The sequence below is a fragment of the Sulfurimonas xiamenensis genome, assembly GCF_009258045.1.
Taxonomy (GTDB): domain Bacteria; phylum Campylobacterota; class Campylobacteria; order Campylobacterales; family Sulfurimonadaceae; genus Sulfurimonas; species Sulfurimonas xiamenensis.
In genome coordinates this window covers 455,300-472,406 of sequence record NZ_CP041166.1, presented here as the reverse complement: position 1 = coordinate 472,406, position 17,107 = coordinate 455,300, and the positions used below count along the sequence as shown (strand labels likewise).

General features: G+C 37.3%; 12 protein-coding genes, 1 tRNA gene and 3 rRNA genes. 1 reads left to right on the top strand and 15 read right to left on the bottom strand.

Going from position 1 to position 17,107, the window contains the following annotated elements:
• The first annotated feature begins 27 nt into the window (after positions 1-27).
• Positions 28-312: a c-type cytochrome gene (locus FJR47_RS02530; RefSeq protein WP_152298905.1), complete on the top strand. Its 285-nt coding sequence runs from the start codon at positions 28-30 to the stop codon at positions 310-312.
• A gap of 37 nt (positions 313-349) precedes the next feature.
• On the opposite strand, the gene ccoS is transcribed toward FJR47_RS02530, so the two are convergent.
• From ccoS to FJR47_RS02455, 15 genes are all read right to left on the bottom strand, one after another.
• Positions 350-565, bottom strand: a complete 216-nt coding sequence (gene ccoS / locus FJR47_RS02525) for a cbb3-type cytochrome oxidase assembly protein CcoS (RefSeq protein WP_152298904.1) — start codon at positions 563-565, stop codon at positions 350-352.
• A gap of 3 nt (positions 566-568) precedes the next feature.
• Positions 569-2,917: a heavy metal translocating P-type ATPase gene (locus FJR47_RS02520; protein WP_241855429.1), complete on the bottom strand. Its 2,349-nt coding sequence runs from the start codon at positions 2,915-2,917 to the stop codon at positions 569-571.
• A 43-nt stretch (positions 2,918-2,960) separates the two neighbouring features.
• On the bottom strand, positions 2,961-3,446 hold the full coding sequence (locus FJR47_RS02515; RefSeq protein ID WP_152298902.1) for an asparaginase domain-containing protein: 486 nt from the start codon (positions 3,444-3,446) through the stop codon (positions 2,961-2,963).
• Entirely contained in the window at positions 3,430-3,954 is a 525-nt protein-coding gene (gmhB, locus tag FJR47_RS02510) for a D-glycero-beta-D-manno-heptose 1,7-bisphosphate 7-phosphatase (protein WP_152298901.1), read from the bottom strand. The genes FJR47_RS02515 and gmhB overlap by 17 nt, the downstream gene beginning before the upstream one ends.
• Positions 3,955-3,959: 5 nt before the next feature.
• Positions 3,960-4,547 carry a D-sedoheptulose 7-phosphate isomerase gene (gene gmhA, locus FJR47_RS02505; RefSeq protein ID WP_152298900.1) on the bottom strand — a complete coding sequence of 196 codons (588 nt, stop codon included), beginning with the start codon at positions 4,545-4,547 and terminating at the stop codon, positions 3,960-3,962.
• 146 nt (positions 4,548-4,693) lie between these two features.
• Positions 4,694-4,809, bottom strand: a 5S ribosomal RNA gene (gene rrf, locus FJR47_RS02500).
• A 205-nt stretch (positions 4,810-5,014) separates the two neighbouring features.
• Positions 5,015-8,079: ribosomal RNA gene (locus tag FJR47_RS02495) — 23S ribosomal RNA — on the bottom strand.
• A gap of 313 nt (positions 8,080-8,392) precedes the next feature.
• Positions 8,393-8,469 (bottom strand) — tRNA-Ile (locus tag FJR47_RS02490).
• A gap of 272 nt (positions 8,470-8,741) precedes the next feature.
• Positions 8,742-10,260 (bottom strand): 16S ribosomal RNA (locus FJR47_RS02485).
• The 16S, 23S and 5S rRNA genes sit together here with 1 tRNA gene alongside, the layout of an rRNA operon.
• 385 nt (positions 10,261-10,645) lie before the next feature.
• Positions 10,646-11,341, bottom strand: coding sequence for a pilus assembly FimT family protein (locus FJR47_RS02480; protein ID WP_241855416.1), 696 nt, complete (start codon positions 11,339-11,341; stop codon positions 10,646-10,648).
• Positions 11,342-11,400: 59 nt separating this feature from the next.
• The gene (locus FJR47_RS02475; RefSeq protein WP_241855428.1) at positions 11,401-11,898 is read right to left on the bottom strand and encodes a type II secretion system protein; all 498 of its coding nucleotides are present in this window, start codon (positions 11,896-11,898) and stop codon (positions 11,401-11,403) included.
• Between the two features lie 151 nt (positions 11,899-12,049).
• Positions 12,050-13,864, bottom strand: coding sequence for a citrate/2-methylcitrate synthase (locus FJR47_RS02470; protein ID WP_152298898.1), 1,815 nt, complete (start codon positions 13,862-13,864; stop codon positions 12,050-12,052).
• 9 nt (positions 13,865-13,873) lie between these two features.
• Complete coding sequence (locus FJR47_RS02465) at positions 13,874-15,208, bottom strand: ATP citrate lyase citrate-binding domain-containing protein (protein ID WP_152298897.1); 1,335 nt, start codon at positions 15,206-15,208, stop codon at positions 13,874-13,876.
• An 88-nt stretch (positions 15,209-15,296) separates the two neighbouring features.
• Positions 15,297-16,490 (bottom strand): hypothetical protein, encoded by a 1,194-nt coding sequence (locus tag FJR47_RS02460; RefSeq protein ID WP_152298896.1) that lies wholly within the window; start codon positions 16,488-16,490, stop codon positions 15,297-15,299.
• Positions 16,487-17,056: an anthranilate synthase component II gene (locus FJR47_RS02455; RefSeq protein ID WP_152298895.1), complete on the bottom strand. Its 570-nt coding sequence runs from the start codon at positions 17,054-17,056 to the stop codon at positions 16,487-16,489. The genes FJR47_RS02460 and FJR47_RS02455 overlap by 4 nt, the downstream gene beginning before the upstream one ends.
• Positions 17,057-17,107: the final 51 nt, after the last annotated feature.

Genomic DNA, 17,107 nt, shown 5'->3' with positions numbered 1-17,107 from the left:
GAAAAATAATTTCAAAGGGTTAATATTATGAAAAAAATCGCTTTATCAATTGTTGCTTTAACTGCAACTACTGTTTTAATGGCTGAAGTTAATGCTGGTGCTTGTTTAGGTTGTCACGGTGCTGATTGGAGCAAAGCTGCTCTAGGTAAATCTAAAAATGTTGCTGAAATGACTCACGCTGAAATCGCTACTGCACTTAAAGGCTACAAAGATGGTAGTTACGGTGGACCAATGAAAGGTCTTATGAAAGGTCAAGTTGCTAAATACTCTGATGCTGATTTAGAGGCATTTGCACAAACAATCGGTAAATAATTTACTTAAATTGCCCTTTTTGGGCAATTTTTTCTCTCTATTCAGGTTTATACTTTTTTTGTAAATCTTTTTTCTTTTGTTCTCGTTTTACAGCGTCATTTAATTCATCTTCACCATCAAATTTGGCTGCATTTAAAAACTTCTCTTCATCATCAAACTGACCATTTTTTACAGCCCATAAAAATGCAAACAAGGCAATTGCTCCTAAAAATACAGAGACTCCAAGCATCATAGCTACTACCCAACTATCCATAATTTAATCCTTATTCCATTTATAACGAATTCGCATAGAATTGCCCACAACAAGCAAAGAGCTTAATGACATAGATATTGCTGCAAAAAGAGGTATAACATATCCAGCCATCGCAAGAGGAATCGTTATGCTATTATAAACTAAAGATATAAAAAGATTTTGTTTAATCAAGCCATATGTTGTTTTACTAATTTTAAAAGTGTCATTCAGTGATTTTAGAGAATCATCAAGCAAAACCACATCTCCTACTTCAACTGCTATATCGCTTCCGCTTCCCATAGCTATAGCAATATCAGCCGATGCCAATGCTAAAATATCATTCACGCCGTCTCCTACCATAACAACTTTTTTATTTTCGTTATGAAGAGCGTTTATATACTCTGCTTTATCTTGAGGAGTCTGTTCATACATAAAATTATATATGCCAACCTCTTTTGCAATATTTTTTGTTATATTTTTATGATCTCCGCTTAAAAGAACAACTTCAATTTTGCTTTGCCTCATATTTGCTATCAGCTCTTTGATTCCATCTTTGATTCTATCTTTTAACTCGTACATAGCAACAACTTCATTGTCTATTACAAAATAAAAACTTGTCTCCTGTGTTGAAGATTCTATATAAATTTTGTATTCCTCAAGCAGTTTTAAATTACCGCCTAAAAACTCCATATTTTTATATTTTGCTTTTATCCCTTTTGCAGGAATCTGCGTATAATCATCAAAAACTATCTCTGCTATATCTTTGTTCTGCTCTTTAATATATTTTGCAATTCCTTGTGAAATAGGATGTTTTGAAGAGTGAACCATTGAATATAATAGTTGTTTATCAAAATCTTTATATATATACTCTTTTATAACTTCTGGTTTTCCAACAGTAATTGTTCCTGTTTTATCCAAAACAAGAGTATCTATTTTTGCCATAGTCTCAAGTCCGGCTGCCTCTTTAAAAAGTATTCCTCTTGAAGCGCTTATACTGAGTCCAACTAAAGTAGCGACCGGAGTAGCAAGAGCAAGCGCACAAGGACACGCTATGATGATTACAGATACCGCAACCATAAAAGATGTTTCAAAATTTCCGCAATAGTGCCACCATCCTAAAAAAGTCAATAAAGAGAGTAATAAAATTATTGATGAAAAATATTCAGATAATTTATTTGCAATCTGTTGTATCTTTGGTTTTTTATTTATAGCAGCCTCTAAAAGCGTTACTATATTTGAAAGTGTTGAGTGTTTAAAATCTTTTGTTGCTCTAAAATAGATATCTGCATCAATGCTTGTTGTGCCGCTTACAACATTCATGCCGACACTTTTATATACCGGATTGCTCTCACCTGTTAAGCTAGATTCATCAAAAGAACCGTCTCCTTTTATAATCTCACCATCAAACAAAACTTTTTCACCGGAAGAAACAATAACAATATCATTAACTTTAACATCATCAAGTTTACATGTAACGACAGTATTATTTTTAATAACTTTGACTTCCGCAGGAATATTTTTTATAATAAGGTCAAGTGTGTCAGCAGCATTTTTTTTACTTAAAACTTCTAAAAATTTACCGATTAAAACAAAAGTAATAATCATGCTCACAGAATCAAAATAGGCTTCACCACGCTGCATAACAGTTATATATATTGAGTAAATATAAGTAAGCAATGCCCCTGTTGCAACCAACAAATCCATATTTACTACTTTTGTTTTTAAGCCATAATAAGCACCTCTAAAAAAGACCCAGCCGCTATAAAAAAGCACAGGTGTTGCTAATATTCCTTCAGCGACATTAAGAATAGTCTTTATATCCTGAGTAATTCCGCTAAAATATCCGGCATATTGTGCAACTGCTATCCACATAATATTCATTGATGCAAATATTGCAACTGCCATTTTTAAATAGTATGCTTTTCTCTCTCTGTTAACATGCACCTCTTGTGTTGTTGCATCATAAGCATGGGCATTATAGCCAATTGCTCTAATCATATCGATAATTTTTGAAAGCTTTACAACATCATCTGCCCAAATAACTTTCGCTTTATTATTTGTAAAGTTGATATTGGCCTCTATCACGCCATCCATTTTATTGAGTGCTTTTTCATTTAACCAAACACAAGCTGAGCAGTGAATTCCTTCTATTATCAAAGAGATCTCACAAAACCCTTCACTATTAACTTTTACAAATTTATCATAAAAAGAGGGTGAATCAAAATTTGAAGAATCTGCATAATTTTGGAGCGGAGAGGTGAGAATTGCATTGTTGTTTTTTTCATAAAAACTGCCGAGACCCTTATCGTTTAAAAGATGGTATACTCCCTGGCAGCCGTTACAACAAAAATAAAGGTCACCATCTTGTATCATAACTGATGGGTCGAACTCTAATTGACAATGAGAACAGGGAATTTTATTCGACAACTTCAAATTTTCCAAATTTTTTGTTTTTTCGAATTTTTTCCCACGGTTCAACATATCCACTCATACAAATATATACACCATTTTCTTTTATGCCTTTAGCAAAACCGATTGCTATACCAAGATTTAAAGTTGCTTCAATATTATCAACTTCAAACGGCTTCATAGCTCCAATAAATACAATTTTTCTATCATCAAATATTTCGGCTAAAAACTCTGCGCTTAAATGCATTGTATCTGTCCCATGTACAATCACAAAAGTATCATCTTTTGACTCCATAATAACACTTGCAAGCATTTTCCTGTCATCCATTGTCATATCTAGACTATCTTTATAGATAACGCCTGCCAAATCATATTTAGCATCCACACTTTGTAAAATTTTTTTGATTGCATTATTGTTGTATGGAACTTCCAACTCTCCGTTTAATGGGTTATATTGCTTGTTAAATGTACCGCCGCTATTTAGTATCAACATAATAAATATCCTTTAATTTTGAAACTGTTTTAGTAGCTTTTGATGTTTTATGTAATCCTGTCTCATCAAAAAGATAACTCTTTTTTATTCCTGCAGCTATGGCCGCCTCAATATCACGCTCTTTATCACCAACTAAAATAGAATTTTCTAAATCTATATCAAACTCTTTTTTCGCCTCTAAAATCATACCTGGCTCCGGTTTTCTACAACTGCACGCACCAGAAAGTTCTGGATGATGAGGGCAATGATAAACCTTTGTAATTTTTATACCCTCTTTTGCAAACTCATTTATCATCCATGAAGTCAATTTTTCAAAATCTGCTTCACTATAATAGCCTCTTACAATGCCAGATTGATTTGTAACTACAATAATTAAATAACCCAAACTTTGATAATGTGTACATAGCTCAAATATGCCATCAATAAATTTGAAATCTTCTATTTTATAAAGATAATTGAGTTCAACATTTATAATACCATCGCGATCTAAAAAAAGTGCTTTTTTCATAAATGTCAACTAACACCTCTGCCAAAAGTCTCTTTTTCAATAATATCACAAATTATATGTCCTATAAGTATATGAGATTCCTGTATTCTTGGAGTAGAATCAGATGGTATAACTAAAGCTATATCAGCTATTTTAGCCATTTCCCCGCCATCTCTGCCGACCAAAGCTATAGTTTTTATGCCTTTTTCTTTTGCTACTTCAAATGCATTGATTATATTTTTAGAATTTCCGGAAGTTGATATACCAATAAATATATCTCCACTTTGTCCCATACCCTCTAATTGACGAGAAAAAATTTTGTCATACCCATAATCATTTCCAATTGCAGTTAAGCAAGATGTATCAGTTGTTAAAGCCAGAGAAGGTATAGAGGGCCTATCAAATCCATATCTTCCAACAAGCTCAGCAGCTATATGCTGTGCATCCGCTGCACTTCCGCCGTTTCCAGCTAATATCGTTTTATTCTTACCTTTATAGAGCTCTACACACAGTTTGCAGACTTCTACGATTTTATTTAATAACTCTTCATTTTGATAAATAGCTTGTTTTGTCTCAAATGATTTTTTTATCTGATCTTTTATATAATTTTTCATATAACATCCTAAAATAGTTAATATATAAAATAATACCATAGAATCAATTGATAAAACTTCAAGAATAGATAAAAATTTATAATAATAAATAAGAATTTTGTTAAGTTAATAATTTGATTTTAAATAAGAGTTAGAAGAAATGATCAACTAGGCAGCGACCTACATTTCCACACCTGAAAGATGCAGTATTATCAGCGATGAGAGGCTTAGCTTCTGGGTTCGGAATGGGGCCAGGCGTTTCCCTCTCTCTATAGCCACCTAGACAATCACATTTAAATACACTTTATTGTGTGTACTTAAAAATGATTGCTCTTGGTTTAGAGAAGATTTTCATTGTTAAAGTCAACATTTCAGGGTTTAGGGTTTAGATGTTAGGGGTTAGGTAAAACCGCCAACTAATCACTAATCACTAATCACTAAATAACTACTTCAGACACCTATACACTAAGTAAGGTAGTGAACGATATGTAAAAAAGACAAACGTACTATTAGTACTGGTCAGCTAAACAGATTACTCTGCGTACACATCCAGCCTATCAAGCTTGTAGTCTTCAAGCGTACTTCAGGGAGAGTTCATCTTGGAGTTGGCTTCCCGCTTAGATGCTTTCAGCGGTTATCTCATCCATGCGTAGCTACCCAGCGATGCTCTTGGCAGAACAACTGGTGCACCAGTGGCATGTCCAACCCGGTCCTCTCGTACTAGGGTCAGCTCTCCTCAACTCTCCTACGCCCACGGAAGATAGGGACCGAACTGTCTCACGACGTTCTGAACCCAGCTCGCGTACCGCTTTAAATGGCGAACAGCCATACCCTTGGGACCTGCTCCAGCCCCAGGATGCGATGAGCCGACATCGAGGTGCCAAACCTCCCCGTCGATGTGAGCTCTTGGGGGAGATCAGCCTGTTATCCCCGGCGTACCTTTTATCCTTTGAGCGATGGCCCTTCCACACAGAACCACCGGATCACTATGACCGTCTTTCGACTCTGCTCGAGTTGTCTCTCTCACAGTCAGGCTCGTTTATGCCATTATACTCTACGAAGGATTTCCAACCCTTCTGAACGAACCTTTGTAAGCCTCCGTTACTTTTTAGGAGGCGACCGCCCCAGTCAAACTACCCACCAGACATTGTCCTCGCACGAGATAATCGTACCGAGTTAGCTATCAGAATATTCAAGGGTGGTATCTCAAGGATGCCTCATCTACAACTGGCGTCATAGATTCAACGGCTCCCACCTATCCTGCACATGAATATCCCAATAGCAATGTCAAGCTATAGTAAAGGTGCACGGGGTCTTTCCGTCTTTCCGCGGGTAGGAGGAATTTTCACCTCCACTACAATTTCACTGGATCCCTGGTTGAGACAGCTCCCATCTCGTTACGCCATTCATGCAGGTCGGTATTTAACCGACAAGGAATTTCGCTACCTTAGGACCGTTATAGTTACGGCCGCCGTTTACTTGTGCTTCATTTCAAGCCTTCGCGTGAGCTAAGCAATCCATTTAACATTCAAGCACCGGGCAGGCGTCACACCCTATACATCCTCTTACGAGTTAGCAGAGTGCTGTGTTTTTGGTAAACAGTCGGGAGGGACACTTTGCTGCGACCCGTCAATGCTTCATGGAGCAAGTCCATTTACAAATAGGGCACACCTTATACCGAAGATACGGTGCTAGTTTGCAGAGTTCCTTAACCAGGGTTCATCCACGCGCCTTAGAATACTCATCTCACCCACCTGTGTCGGTTTACGGTACGGGCAACTGCTGTTCTCGTTTAGAGGCTTTTCTCGGCACGACAGTATCATTGATTCAAAGCGCTCTCCGAAGAGATTGCTCTGCCTGTAAGATCTCGGTCTAATGTATCACGGATTTGCCTATGATACAACCTACATCCTTCGACCCACTATTCCATCAGTGAGCTCAATTAACTCTATGCGTCCCCCCATCACTCAAGCGAACAACAGTCGGTATCGGAATATTAACCGATTTGCCATCGTCTACCCCTCTCGGACTCGACTTAGGTCCCGACTAACCCTACGATGACGAGCATCGCGTAGGAAACCTTGGGTTTACGGCGAAGAAGATTCTCACTTCTTTTCTCGCTACTCATGCCTGCATGCTCACTTCCAGCCGCTCCACCACTCCTTGCCGGTATGGCTTCTACGCTGACTGGAACGCTCTCCTACCGCTAAGTTATAATTAAGACGCTATCGGAAGTAATTCCGCTAGCTACGTTAACACTAGGTTTTCCTCGGCGGAAAGCCCATCGCACTAGTGCGATTAAGCGACTAGTCGCGTGAGCCCGCTGCTGAAGCGAACACAGTGTTAACGTAGCTATTGGGACTTTGTTCCAATGGCGTACTAAATAATAATAACTTAACCTAGAGCTTCGGTGCTTGTCTTAGCCCCGTTATATTTTCGGCGCAAAATCGCTAGACCAGTGAGCTGTTACGCTTTCTTTAAAGGGTGGCTGCTTCTAAGCCAACCTCCTGGTTGTCACAGCAACTTCACATCCTTTTCCACTTAGACAAGACTTTGGGACCTTAGCTGCTAGTCTGGGTTGTTCCCCTCTTGACGATGGATTTTATCACCCACCGCCTGACTCCCGAGGTTACACATGAAGTATTCGGAGTTTGATAGGGTTTGGTACCGCGGTAAGCAGCCCTAGCCCTGTCAGTGCTCTACCCCTTCATGCTAATGCTCGAGGCTATACCTAAATATATTTCGGAGAGAACCAGCTATCACTGAGTTTGATTGGCCTTTCACCCCTATCCACAAGTCATCCCAAGACTTTTCAACGCCAGCGGGTTCGGTCCTCCACTGGCTCTTACACCAGCTTCAACCTGCTCATGGATAGATCACTCAGTTTCGGGTCTGCAGCATCTGACTAATTCGCCCTATTAAGACTCGCTTTCGCTACGGCTTCTCGTTCGATTAACCTTGCCAGATACCACAACTCGCAGGCTCATTATGCAAAAGGCAGTCCGTCACACTTATATATAATAGTGCTCCGAATGATTGTAAGCCATAGGTTTCAGGTTCTATTTCACTCTGCTCACCGCAGTCCTTTTCACCTTTCCCTCACGGTACTTGTTCGCTATCGGTCTAGTAGTAGTATTTAGGGTTGGAGGGTGGTCCCCCCATATTCAGTCAAGATAACACGTGTCCCGACCTACTCATTCCTTAGTCTAGTACCATACAAATGTTTTCGCTTACGGGAATATCACCCTCTATGTTCACTCTTTCCAAAGTGTTCAGCTAACAAATATATTATCACTAAGTGCCCTAATCCCTTTTCGCTCGCCGCTACTATGGGAATCTCGTTTGATTTCTTTTCCTTCAGGTACTGAGATGTTTCACTTCCCTGAGTTCGCCCCCCGTAGGGTAACATGACTCGCGCCATGCTGGGTCGCCCCATTCAGAAATCCCCGGATCAAAGCTTCTTGGCAGCTCCCCGAGGCTTTTCGCAGCCTAGTACGTCTTTCATCGCCTCTACTAGCCAAGGCATCCACCTATGGCCCTTAATATCTTTTTTATTCTATGTTGCGTTCACTACCTTACTTAATGTAAGACAGTGCCTGTTTAATTGTAGTTATTTAGTTGATATATTTATAATTTGATTCACATAGAAAATACAAAGATCGCTCTTCTTATCTCTAGTTATCTCTTATAACTATATTTTATTGACTTTAACAATGATAATTTAATGAACTTTTGGTATAAAACCAAATATAAATCTTTTCAATTAAAGACTTATATTTGGTTTTTTGAGAAAGTTGTGCTTGATAAGGTTGCGAAGCATACTAAATGTATGTGAGCAAACTTATCAAGTGCAAATTTCCAAAAAATGGTGGGCCTACCAGGACTTGAACCTGGGACCTCACCCTTATCAGGGGTGCACTCTAACCAGCTGAGCTATAGGCCCTTTTGGGGTGCTTTTAGCTTTACTCTTCGTTGGAACCTTTACTTCAATCGTCACATAGTATAACTATGCTCCTCATTCAGCAAAGAACCCGCCTTGATTAAAGCTAAAATCCCTCCCAAACTTATGTTTGAGAGATATTCCCTTAACAATCTAATATTTCAAATGAACACAGATCACTGAAAACTAAGCAAGCAAAAGACTAAAATAACTATTTCTCTTGTGAGATTTTCTTTGTATGAGATAAACAAACGAATGTTTTCTCTTTACTCTAGAAAGGAGGTGATCCAACCGCAGGTTCTCCTACGGTTACCTTGTTACGACTTCACCCCAGTCGCTAATTCCACCGTAAGTGGTAGCCCCCCGAAGGTTAGCTTCCCAATTTCGGGTGAAATCAACTCCCATGGTGTGACGGGCGGTGAGTACAAGACCCGGGAACGTATTCACCGTAGCATTGCTGATCTACGATTACTAGTGATTCCAGCTTCATGGAGTCGAGTTGCAGACTCCAATCCGAACTGAGAGACGCTTTATGAGATTGGCTCCACCTCGCGGTATTGCAACTCTCTGTACGCCCCATTGTAGCACGTGTGTAGCCCTGGCCGTAAGGGCCATGATGACTTGACGTCGTCCTCACCTTCCTCCTCCTTGCGAAGGCAGTCTCCTTAGAGTGCCCAGCTTAACCTGCTGGCAACTAAGGACGAGGGTTGCGCTCGTTGCGGGACTTAACCCAACATCTCACGACACGAGCTGACGACAGCCGTGCAGCACCTGTTTTCAAGCTCCCCGAAGGGCACTACCGTATCTCTACAGTATTCTATAATGTCAAGGCCAGGTAAGGTTCTTCGCGTATCTTCGAATTAAACCACATGCTCCACCACTTGTGCGGGTCCCCGTCTATTCCTTTGAGTTTTAATCTTGCGACCGTACTCCCCAGGCGGAACACTTAATCTGTTAAGTGCATCACCGCAATGACAAGCATCACGACGACTAGTGTTCATCGTTTAGGGCGTGGACTACCAGGGTATCTAATCCTGTTTGCTCCCCACGCTTTCACGCCTTAGCGTCAGTTATGTTCCAGGAGATCGCCTTCGCTTTAGGTATTCCTAGTGATATCTACGGATTTTACCCCTACACCACTAATTCCATCTCCCCCTCCCATACTCTAGGTTACCAGTTTCAAGTGCAGTTCTACAGTTAAGCTGTAGGATTTCACACCTGACTTGATATCCCGCCTACGCGTCCTTTACGCCCAGTGATTCCGAGTAACGCTTGCACCCTCCGTATTACCGCGGCTGCTGGCACGGAGTTAGCCGGTGCTTATTCATATGCTACCGTCATTTTCTTGACATATAAAAGGAGTTTACACACCGAAATGCGTCATCCTCCACGCGGCGTTGCTGCATCAGAGTTTCCTCCATTGTGCAATATTCCTCACTGCTGCCTCCCGTAGGAGTCTGGTCCGTGTCTCAGTACCAGTGTGGCGGATCATCCTCTCAAACCCGCTACCCGTCATTGTCTTGGTGAGCTCTTACCTCACCAACTAACTGATAGGATATAGTCTGATCTTCAAGCGAAAAAACATTTCCCTTCATACCTTGTGATATGAAGGTGTATCTAGTATTAATCACCGTTTCCAGTGGCTATCCCAGTCTTGAAGGTACATTAACTATATATTACTCACCCGTGCGCCACTCGTCGCCAAAGTGCAAGCACTTTGCGTTACCGTTCGACTTGCATGTGTTAAGCACGCCGCCAGCGTTCACTCTGAGCCAGGATCAAACTCTCCATAATTGAAGTTGTTTAATCTTTGCCCAAGATTATTAAATCATTGGCTTTATGTTGCTATCAGTGCGTGAACATCTGATAGACTTTGTATAGTATCTATACTATTGGGTATCTCTAAATAAATAGAGACCAAATAGAATAGACGGTTGTTGTTATTTTAGTTATTTCTAAGTAAACTTATTAATGACCAATCTAACTATCTCTAGTTATTAAAGTCTGTTTACTTGCTTAGTTTTCAATGATCTCAAACCTAGATTTTTAATCCTAAACTTTAGGTCTCTCTGTTTGTGGAGGGGAATTATAGAGAAATGATTCTTAATGGCTTCTTAATCTGTGAAAGAGTTTTTGAAGAAATTTTATTTTTCTTATTTTTATACAAAAAATATCATTTTTAATATATCATATGTGCATATCCAGTTTCCGGTTCAACAGCTATTTTCACACTTCCTTCCTCACTACTCAATGTTATAACACAAGGATTGCCAGATATGTCATTTTGTATCAATTGCGAATTTGCACCATTTCTATAAGCATCATCTAACAAATGTGAGCCGTCATATAGTGGTCTACCAAGATGATCAAAAGCTATACGTAAACTATACTTTTTACAATTAGCAGAAAAAACAATATCTGTTATGCCATATGTTTTTCCAATATTTAGCTCTGAAGTTACTTTTGGATCACTATGTAATATACTACTATAACCAGCCGTTAAATATTTTGACATATCTAAAGGATTTTTAGCAATTTCACTTATACCTGGATTTCCTGTACTCTCTCCTGCGTGATCTGAAAATACAGTGTATGCCCATTTTTTATCACTAGCATCAGTTTTTGCAAAAAAGATTTGCCATCTTTCTTTGTACCAATCTGCATTTTTTGCATCAAATTTATCATCCACCATCGCTAAATGTTGTGTATATCTAATATGTGAAATTACTTGCTCTGCAGCTTCTTGCAATCTGTTTGAATATATCCTGGGAATTATAGATACAGCTAAAATTCCAATAACAACAATAGCAATTACAAGTTCTATCATGCTAAATGCTTTTTTCATAATAGATAAATTAGGTACTTTAGCATGCAAAAACCTTAAACCAAAAAATTACAATTTTTTTTAACAGAAATTGTGATTTATGATTATATCTATTTTAAACTTATATATCCACTCTCTTTCATAATAGTTATTTCTGCTTCTTCTGAATCATCACTCAATTTAATTAAACAATCACTTGTCATTAAATTTGCATAAGCTGAACCAGCTGTAGACAAATCGTCTATTAACGGTCTTCCAACATGATCAAAACTTATAACATTATCACCACAATTACTGAAAGTAAGAGTAACTCCATAATCTTGCGAAATATTTATATCAAGATTATCTCTATTCATCGGATTCTTCGCATAAGCTCCATCACTAACTATTGAGTATGAACCGTTATTAAATCTTATTTGCCATAATTTTTTAGACCAGTTAAGATCTGTAGACTCAAACTTATCATCTACCATTGCCAAATGTTGTGTATATCTAATATGCGAAGCTAATTGAGTAGCTGCTTCATATACCCTATTTGAACCAATTCTAGGGATCATAACCACAGCTAAAATCCCAATAACAACAATAACAATAATAAGTTCTATCATACTAAATGCTTTTTTCATAGTAATTCACTTAAAAATAGGTTTATTATAAGTATATCAAAAAGATAAGAAAAGTAAAATTTTTTTAAAGAAGTTAAATAAGAGGTTTTAAAAAAGTTGCATCAAGGAGAAATTTTCTCCCTGATATTATAAATTAGAGTTCTTCTGCTTTATGAACATCATAAAGAATGTCATCCATTGGATGTCTGTACATTGGCATTGCAAGTCTTTTTTCATCTAAAATGTGTCCGATAAATCCGATGCTTCTACCTAAAATAAAGAATGCATTAAGAGCACCTGCATTGATAAACACATCAATCTCTTCATCTTCATATCCTAGTGCTCTCCACATATCAACCATTAAAATACCAATTGTTCCATCTACATTAAGAATTAAATTCTCTTTTTTCGATGTTGTTAATTGTTCAACAGTTAACGCATAATCAAGCAATGGTGTTGATGGAAAGTTTGCAGCTGCAAATCTTTTTAACCCTTCTACACGAAGATCAGGATTTTTAAGAGATTTGATTCTATGTCCTATACCCGGAATAGGAATTCCCTCTTTTTTCATATGATTTAAAAATTCAGCCGGAGTAAGGTTGCTGTCTTTTGCATATTTAAAATATTTTGCCGCATCATCGATTGCTCCGCCAAAACGAGGTCCGATTGTTAAAAGTCCTGAAATAAGTGAACTAATAACATCTTTTCCTGCTCTTGCTGTAACTTTAGCATTATGTGCGCCTGAAACTGCCGGACCGTGATCTGCAACAGTTTTAAGAACCGTTTCTAAGAAATCGACTGCCCATCTTGGATATCTTTTCTTAAACCAAAGAATACTCATAACATCACCTACAGTAAAGCCTGTGTCTGGAGTTGCAACTGAGCTAATTGGATAACCGCAGTAGTGTGCCTCTTCTCCTCTGTCATCAGATATAGTACAGATAAACTGCTTTGGTTTTCTTACTTTAGGACAAGCATTTACAGAAGGCTCTTTGATATCTTTAATAATACCTGCTGCATGCAGTTCATGATAAACCGCGCTAATAATTTCCGGTAGATCATTAAATGATGCAGGAACATGTATCCCAACCTCTTTCATAGCTCTATTTTTTGCTTCAGCCGTTTCAGAATCAGCATTTGCAGATGCACCTGCATGTCCAAACTGAACACCGCTGTCATAATATTTAGCAATTGTTCCTATACACCATGCAATAATAGGCTTTTTGATTTTGCCTGATTTAACGGCCTCAATCACTTTATACTCTTCAGTTCCGCCCACTTCGCCTAAAAGCAGCATATACTTTACTTCAGGATTTGCTTCCATTCTTAAAAGATTATCAATGAAAACTGAGCCTACAAATCTGTCTCCTCCTATCGCTACACCCTCTGCAATACCATCTGCATTAATTGCAATAATGTTAGAAAGTTCATTAAAAAGACCGCCTGAACGAGTTACAAGCCCACATGAACCTGCACGGTGAAGCTTAGATTGAATAATATTCTCGATTGTTCCGCCGATATTTGCAATTTTAAATGCACCCGGAGCAATCGCACCAACTGTCGCCGGTCCAATTACTGTTACATTTTTTTCTCTTGCTGTTGCATTCATTTTACGAGCGAGTCTCTCAGGAATACCTTCTGCCGTAATCATTATCGTTTTAAACCCGCCAATTTCAAGAGCTTCCATAGTAACATCATATGCTGTTCTAAAAGAAGCAAAGTTTAAAAGCACATCTGCTTGAGGATGCGCAGCTTTTGCTTCTGCAGTACTTTTATACAGTGGGATCATGATTTCATCCCCGCCGTAAAAAAACTTATCAAATTTAGAACTGCTAGTAGGAGCGACAATTGCTGCTACTGATGGTTTTTCTCTTTTAATTGTGTAATCATAATCAAGCATTCTTTGAATAGCTGTTTTGTTGTTGTTCCAAAAAATTGCCTGTGTATCTCTTGTAAATAATTGTGCCATTTTTTCTCCTTACTTAGCCAGTGCCATACGAACAATATCTGTCACATGTGTTTCTGGTCCATAAACTTCTATGTAAAGACCTAATTTGTCAGCAGCTTCTTTAATATCTTTAAGACCTTTTTCATAATTTGGTCCACCGCGTCTTACATAAATTTTTATGCCCACTTCTTTCATTTTTTCAGCATAATTTTCAAATGCCTGTATAATACCTGTAAATGTTTTTGCAACATCTGTAAAGTTTGCAATCGCACCACCGATAATAAGAACTTTATCTCTGCCTTTTGGATCTTTTTCTCTTGTCATAAGATCTAAAATTGTCTCAGCATAAAACTTTGTCTCACCTGTAGTTGGTCCGCCCGAATATTCACCATAGTTTGCAAGATCTTCAATACCTGCGAAATCAGCAATTGTATCAGCGTAAACAACTGATGCACCACCACCTGCAACCATTGTCCAGATTCTAGCCTCTGGCTTAAGAATCGTAAGTTTTAGCGAAGCACCTGATTTGCTGTCTGCATCTTCGATAGCTAAAACTTCAGGAGATTTTTCTTCCATACCAAATGAAGTTGGATAATCAACATCACCCCATTGCTCTCTCATCATAAATCCGGCAGTATCATCAAGTTTTGCAACCATATCTAAAAGCTCAACTTTTTTGCCTTGTAAAACAAACGGGTTGATCTCTAGGTATGCAAAATTTAACTCTCTGTAAGCTTTAAAGAAGCCTATCGCGAACTCTGCAAACGCTTCTTTATCATTTTTTGCAACATCTTTAGGAATGTTTTTTCTAATCTTATCAGCGATCTCTTCTTCAGTTGCAGTAATTGGAAATGATACTTCTATAACTTTATCCCAATTCTCTTCAACTTCCATACCGCCCTCAGCAGACATGTAAAGAACATCATCATCCCCGACACATGTAGCAGAGATATAGTACTCCTCTTCTTGAGAGTGTGGAGTAAACGGCTCAACGACAAAGTGAGTAAGCATATCAACTTTTGCTTCGCCTGTTGGAGTGTCGCCGTCAAATGAAAAATAAACTGATTGTTTTTCAGAAGATTTTTCATCAATCCAAGATGATGCTTTTGCTAAAGATACATCGCCCGGCTTAGCATCTTTAAACAGAACCAAACCATTCTTTCCTCTTTTACCAAATAGCATATCTGGTTTAGCAACTAATGCTTTTTCTTTTAACCATGTTTTTTCTTTTGCAGCTTTCTTTAGCTCTGATCCATTTTGAACCAAAACTGTTTCATATGCATAAGTAAAACCTGGAAAATACTTATCCCAATGCTTAGCTAAAATTGACTTAGCGTCAAATTCCCTAATTGCTTTTTGAGCCATTGCAACTCCCTGTTTTTAATATTTTATAAAATGGTATCACATGAAAATCAATCTAAGGCTATTTCTATAGATTAACTACTATATAGATTTAATTTATGTTTATTTTCGTAACATTAGCAGAATAAACAATTACATTTTTGTAACTAATTGTTACATTGTTTGGATGAATAGAATCTAAAGGATTCTCTTGAATTAAATAGTTGTAGCAATTTGTTACACCATAAAATTCTAACCTTTTTGCCATTTTAGTATCGCTTTTGACACAATATATATCTCTTTTTTTAAGCTCTTCTGCCAACTCTTTTGCAACATGCATTTTATAAGAGAAGTGTTTTTTTGGATCTTCTATTATATGATATAGATATTTATTGAAAAATACGACTGAACTATTTATCAATAAGAATATTAAAGATACACCAAATGCCCATCTATATTTTTTTCTAAATATATTTAAACGAACCCTATATGAATGTTCAAAAGTTTGTGCAATAAGCGGAAGTGCAAGTATTACATAGGGTGCAAAATGTTCTATGGCAACACGCTGCCTAAATGACAAAAGAAGTGATAAAATAAGTGCTGTAGTTGCAATAAACCACAATATATCAAAATCTTTAGTTAAATATCTTCTGTATAGTGTATAAAAAAGATATATAAAAATGATTGGAGAAAATATTGCTGCGTATATTCCGATAGAATCTAAAAAATATCCTTTTGGCGCGCCATGTGTGTCAATGCCGTAAATAGAGAGTGATGTTAAAAGCAATATAAGATTAAATAAAAAAAATGTTTTCTCTTTTTTATACAAAGAAAAAAGTGCAAGTGCCATAAAAAGAACTACAAAACTGCCATCAATGAACATATAAAATAAAAGTAAAACATAACTATATTTTATGGAATAATTTTCATATAAGTATACAAAAAGCAACAATCCAAACAAAATCAAGCCAGCACTATTAACTATAATAGCTGAGCTTATAACCCCAGGTAACAGGATAAAAATTAAAAGCAGCCAAATCCTATTTCTTTCAATTTTTATATAGTTTTTAGATATTTTAAACAAAAGCAGTGCACTAAATAGATGCAAAATTATCATAGGCAAGCGTAAAGCAAAATCATTCTGCCCAAATAGCATAATTGAGCTATTTATAAAAAGTTGCAAAAACGAAAAATCACCACTTAATAAGAGCGCCTCATTATAAGATATGGACAATTCATTAGTCTGAAATACAAGAACAAATGCATCTAATCCTAAAATAAAGAACAAGATGTATCTAATACTCATATTTTTAAAAAATTTCCTATTATTTCATGCCCATATTGGCTCATTATAGATTCAGGATGAAACTGAACACCGTATATCTCTTTACCTTTAACTTTTAGTGCCATTATCTCATTGTCATCCGTGCTATACGCTGTTGGTTCTATCTCACTCGGAAGTGAGTTTTTATCTACTATTAAAGAGTGATATCTAGTTGCAATAAACTCTTCTGGAATATTTTTAAATATTTCACACTCTTTTGTTCTTTTCATGGTAGAGGTTTTGCCATGCATCATATTTTTGGCACGAACAACTTTTGCTCCAAAAGCCTGTGCAATACTTTGATGACCGAGACAAATTCCCAAAATAGGGACTTTATCTTTAAAATGCTCTATTACTTGAAGCGTAACACCCGCATCATCAGGAGTTGCAGGACCTGGTGATATAATGATTTTTTCAGGTTTTAGAGCTTCTATCTCTTCAACGCTCAATTCATCATTTCTAATAATCTTAAGATCAGCTCCTAATTCTCTGCAATATTGCACAATATTATATGTAAAGCTGTCATAATTATCTATCATTAAAATCATCTTATATTTTTCCCTAACAAACCCCTAAAACAAAGGGTTTTCAAACTTTAT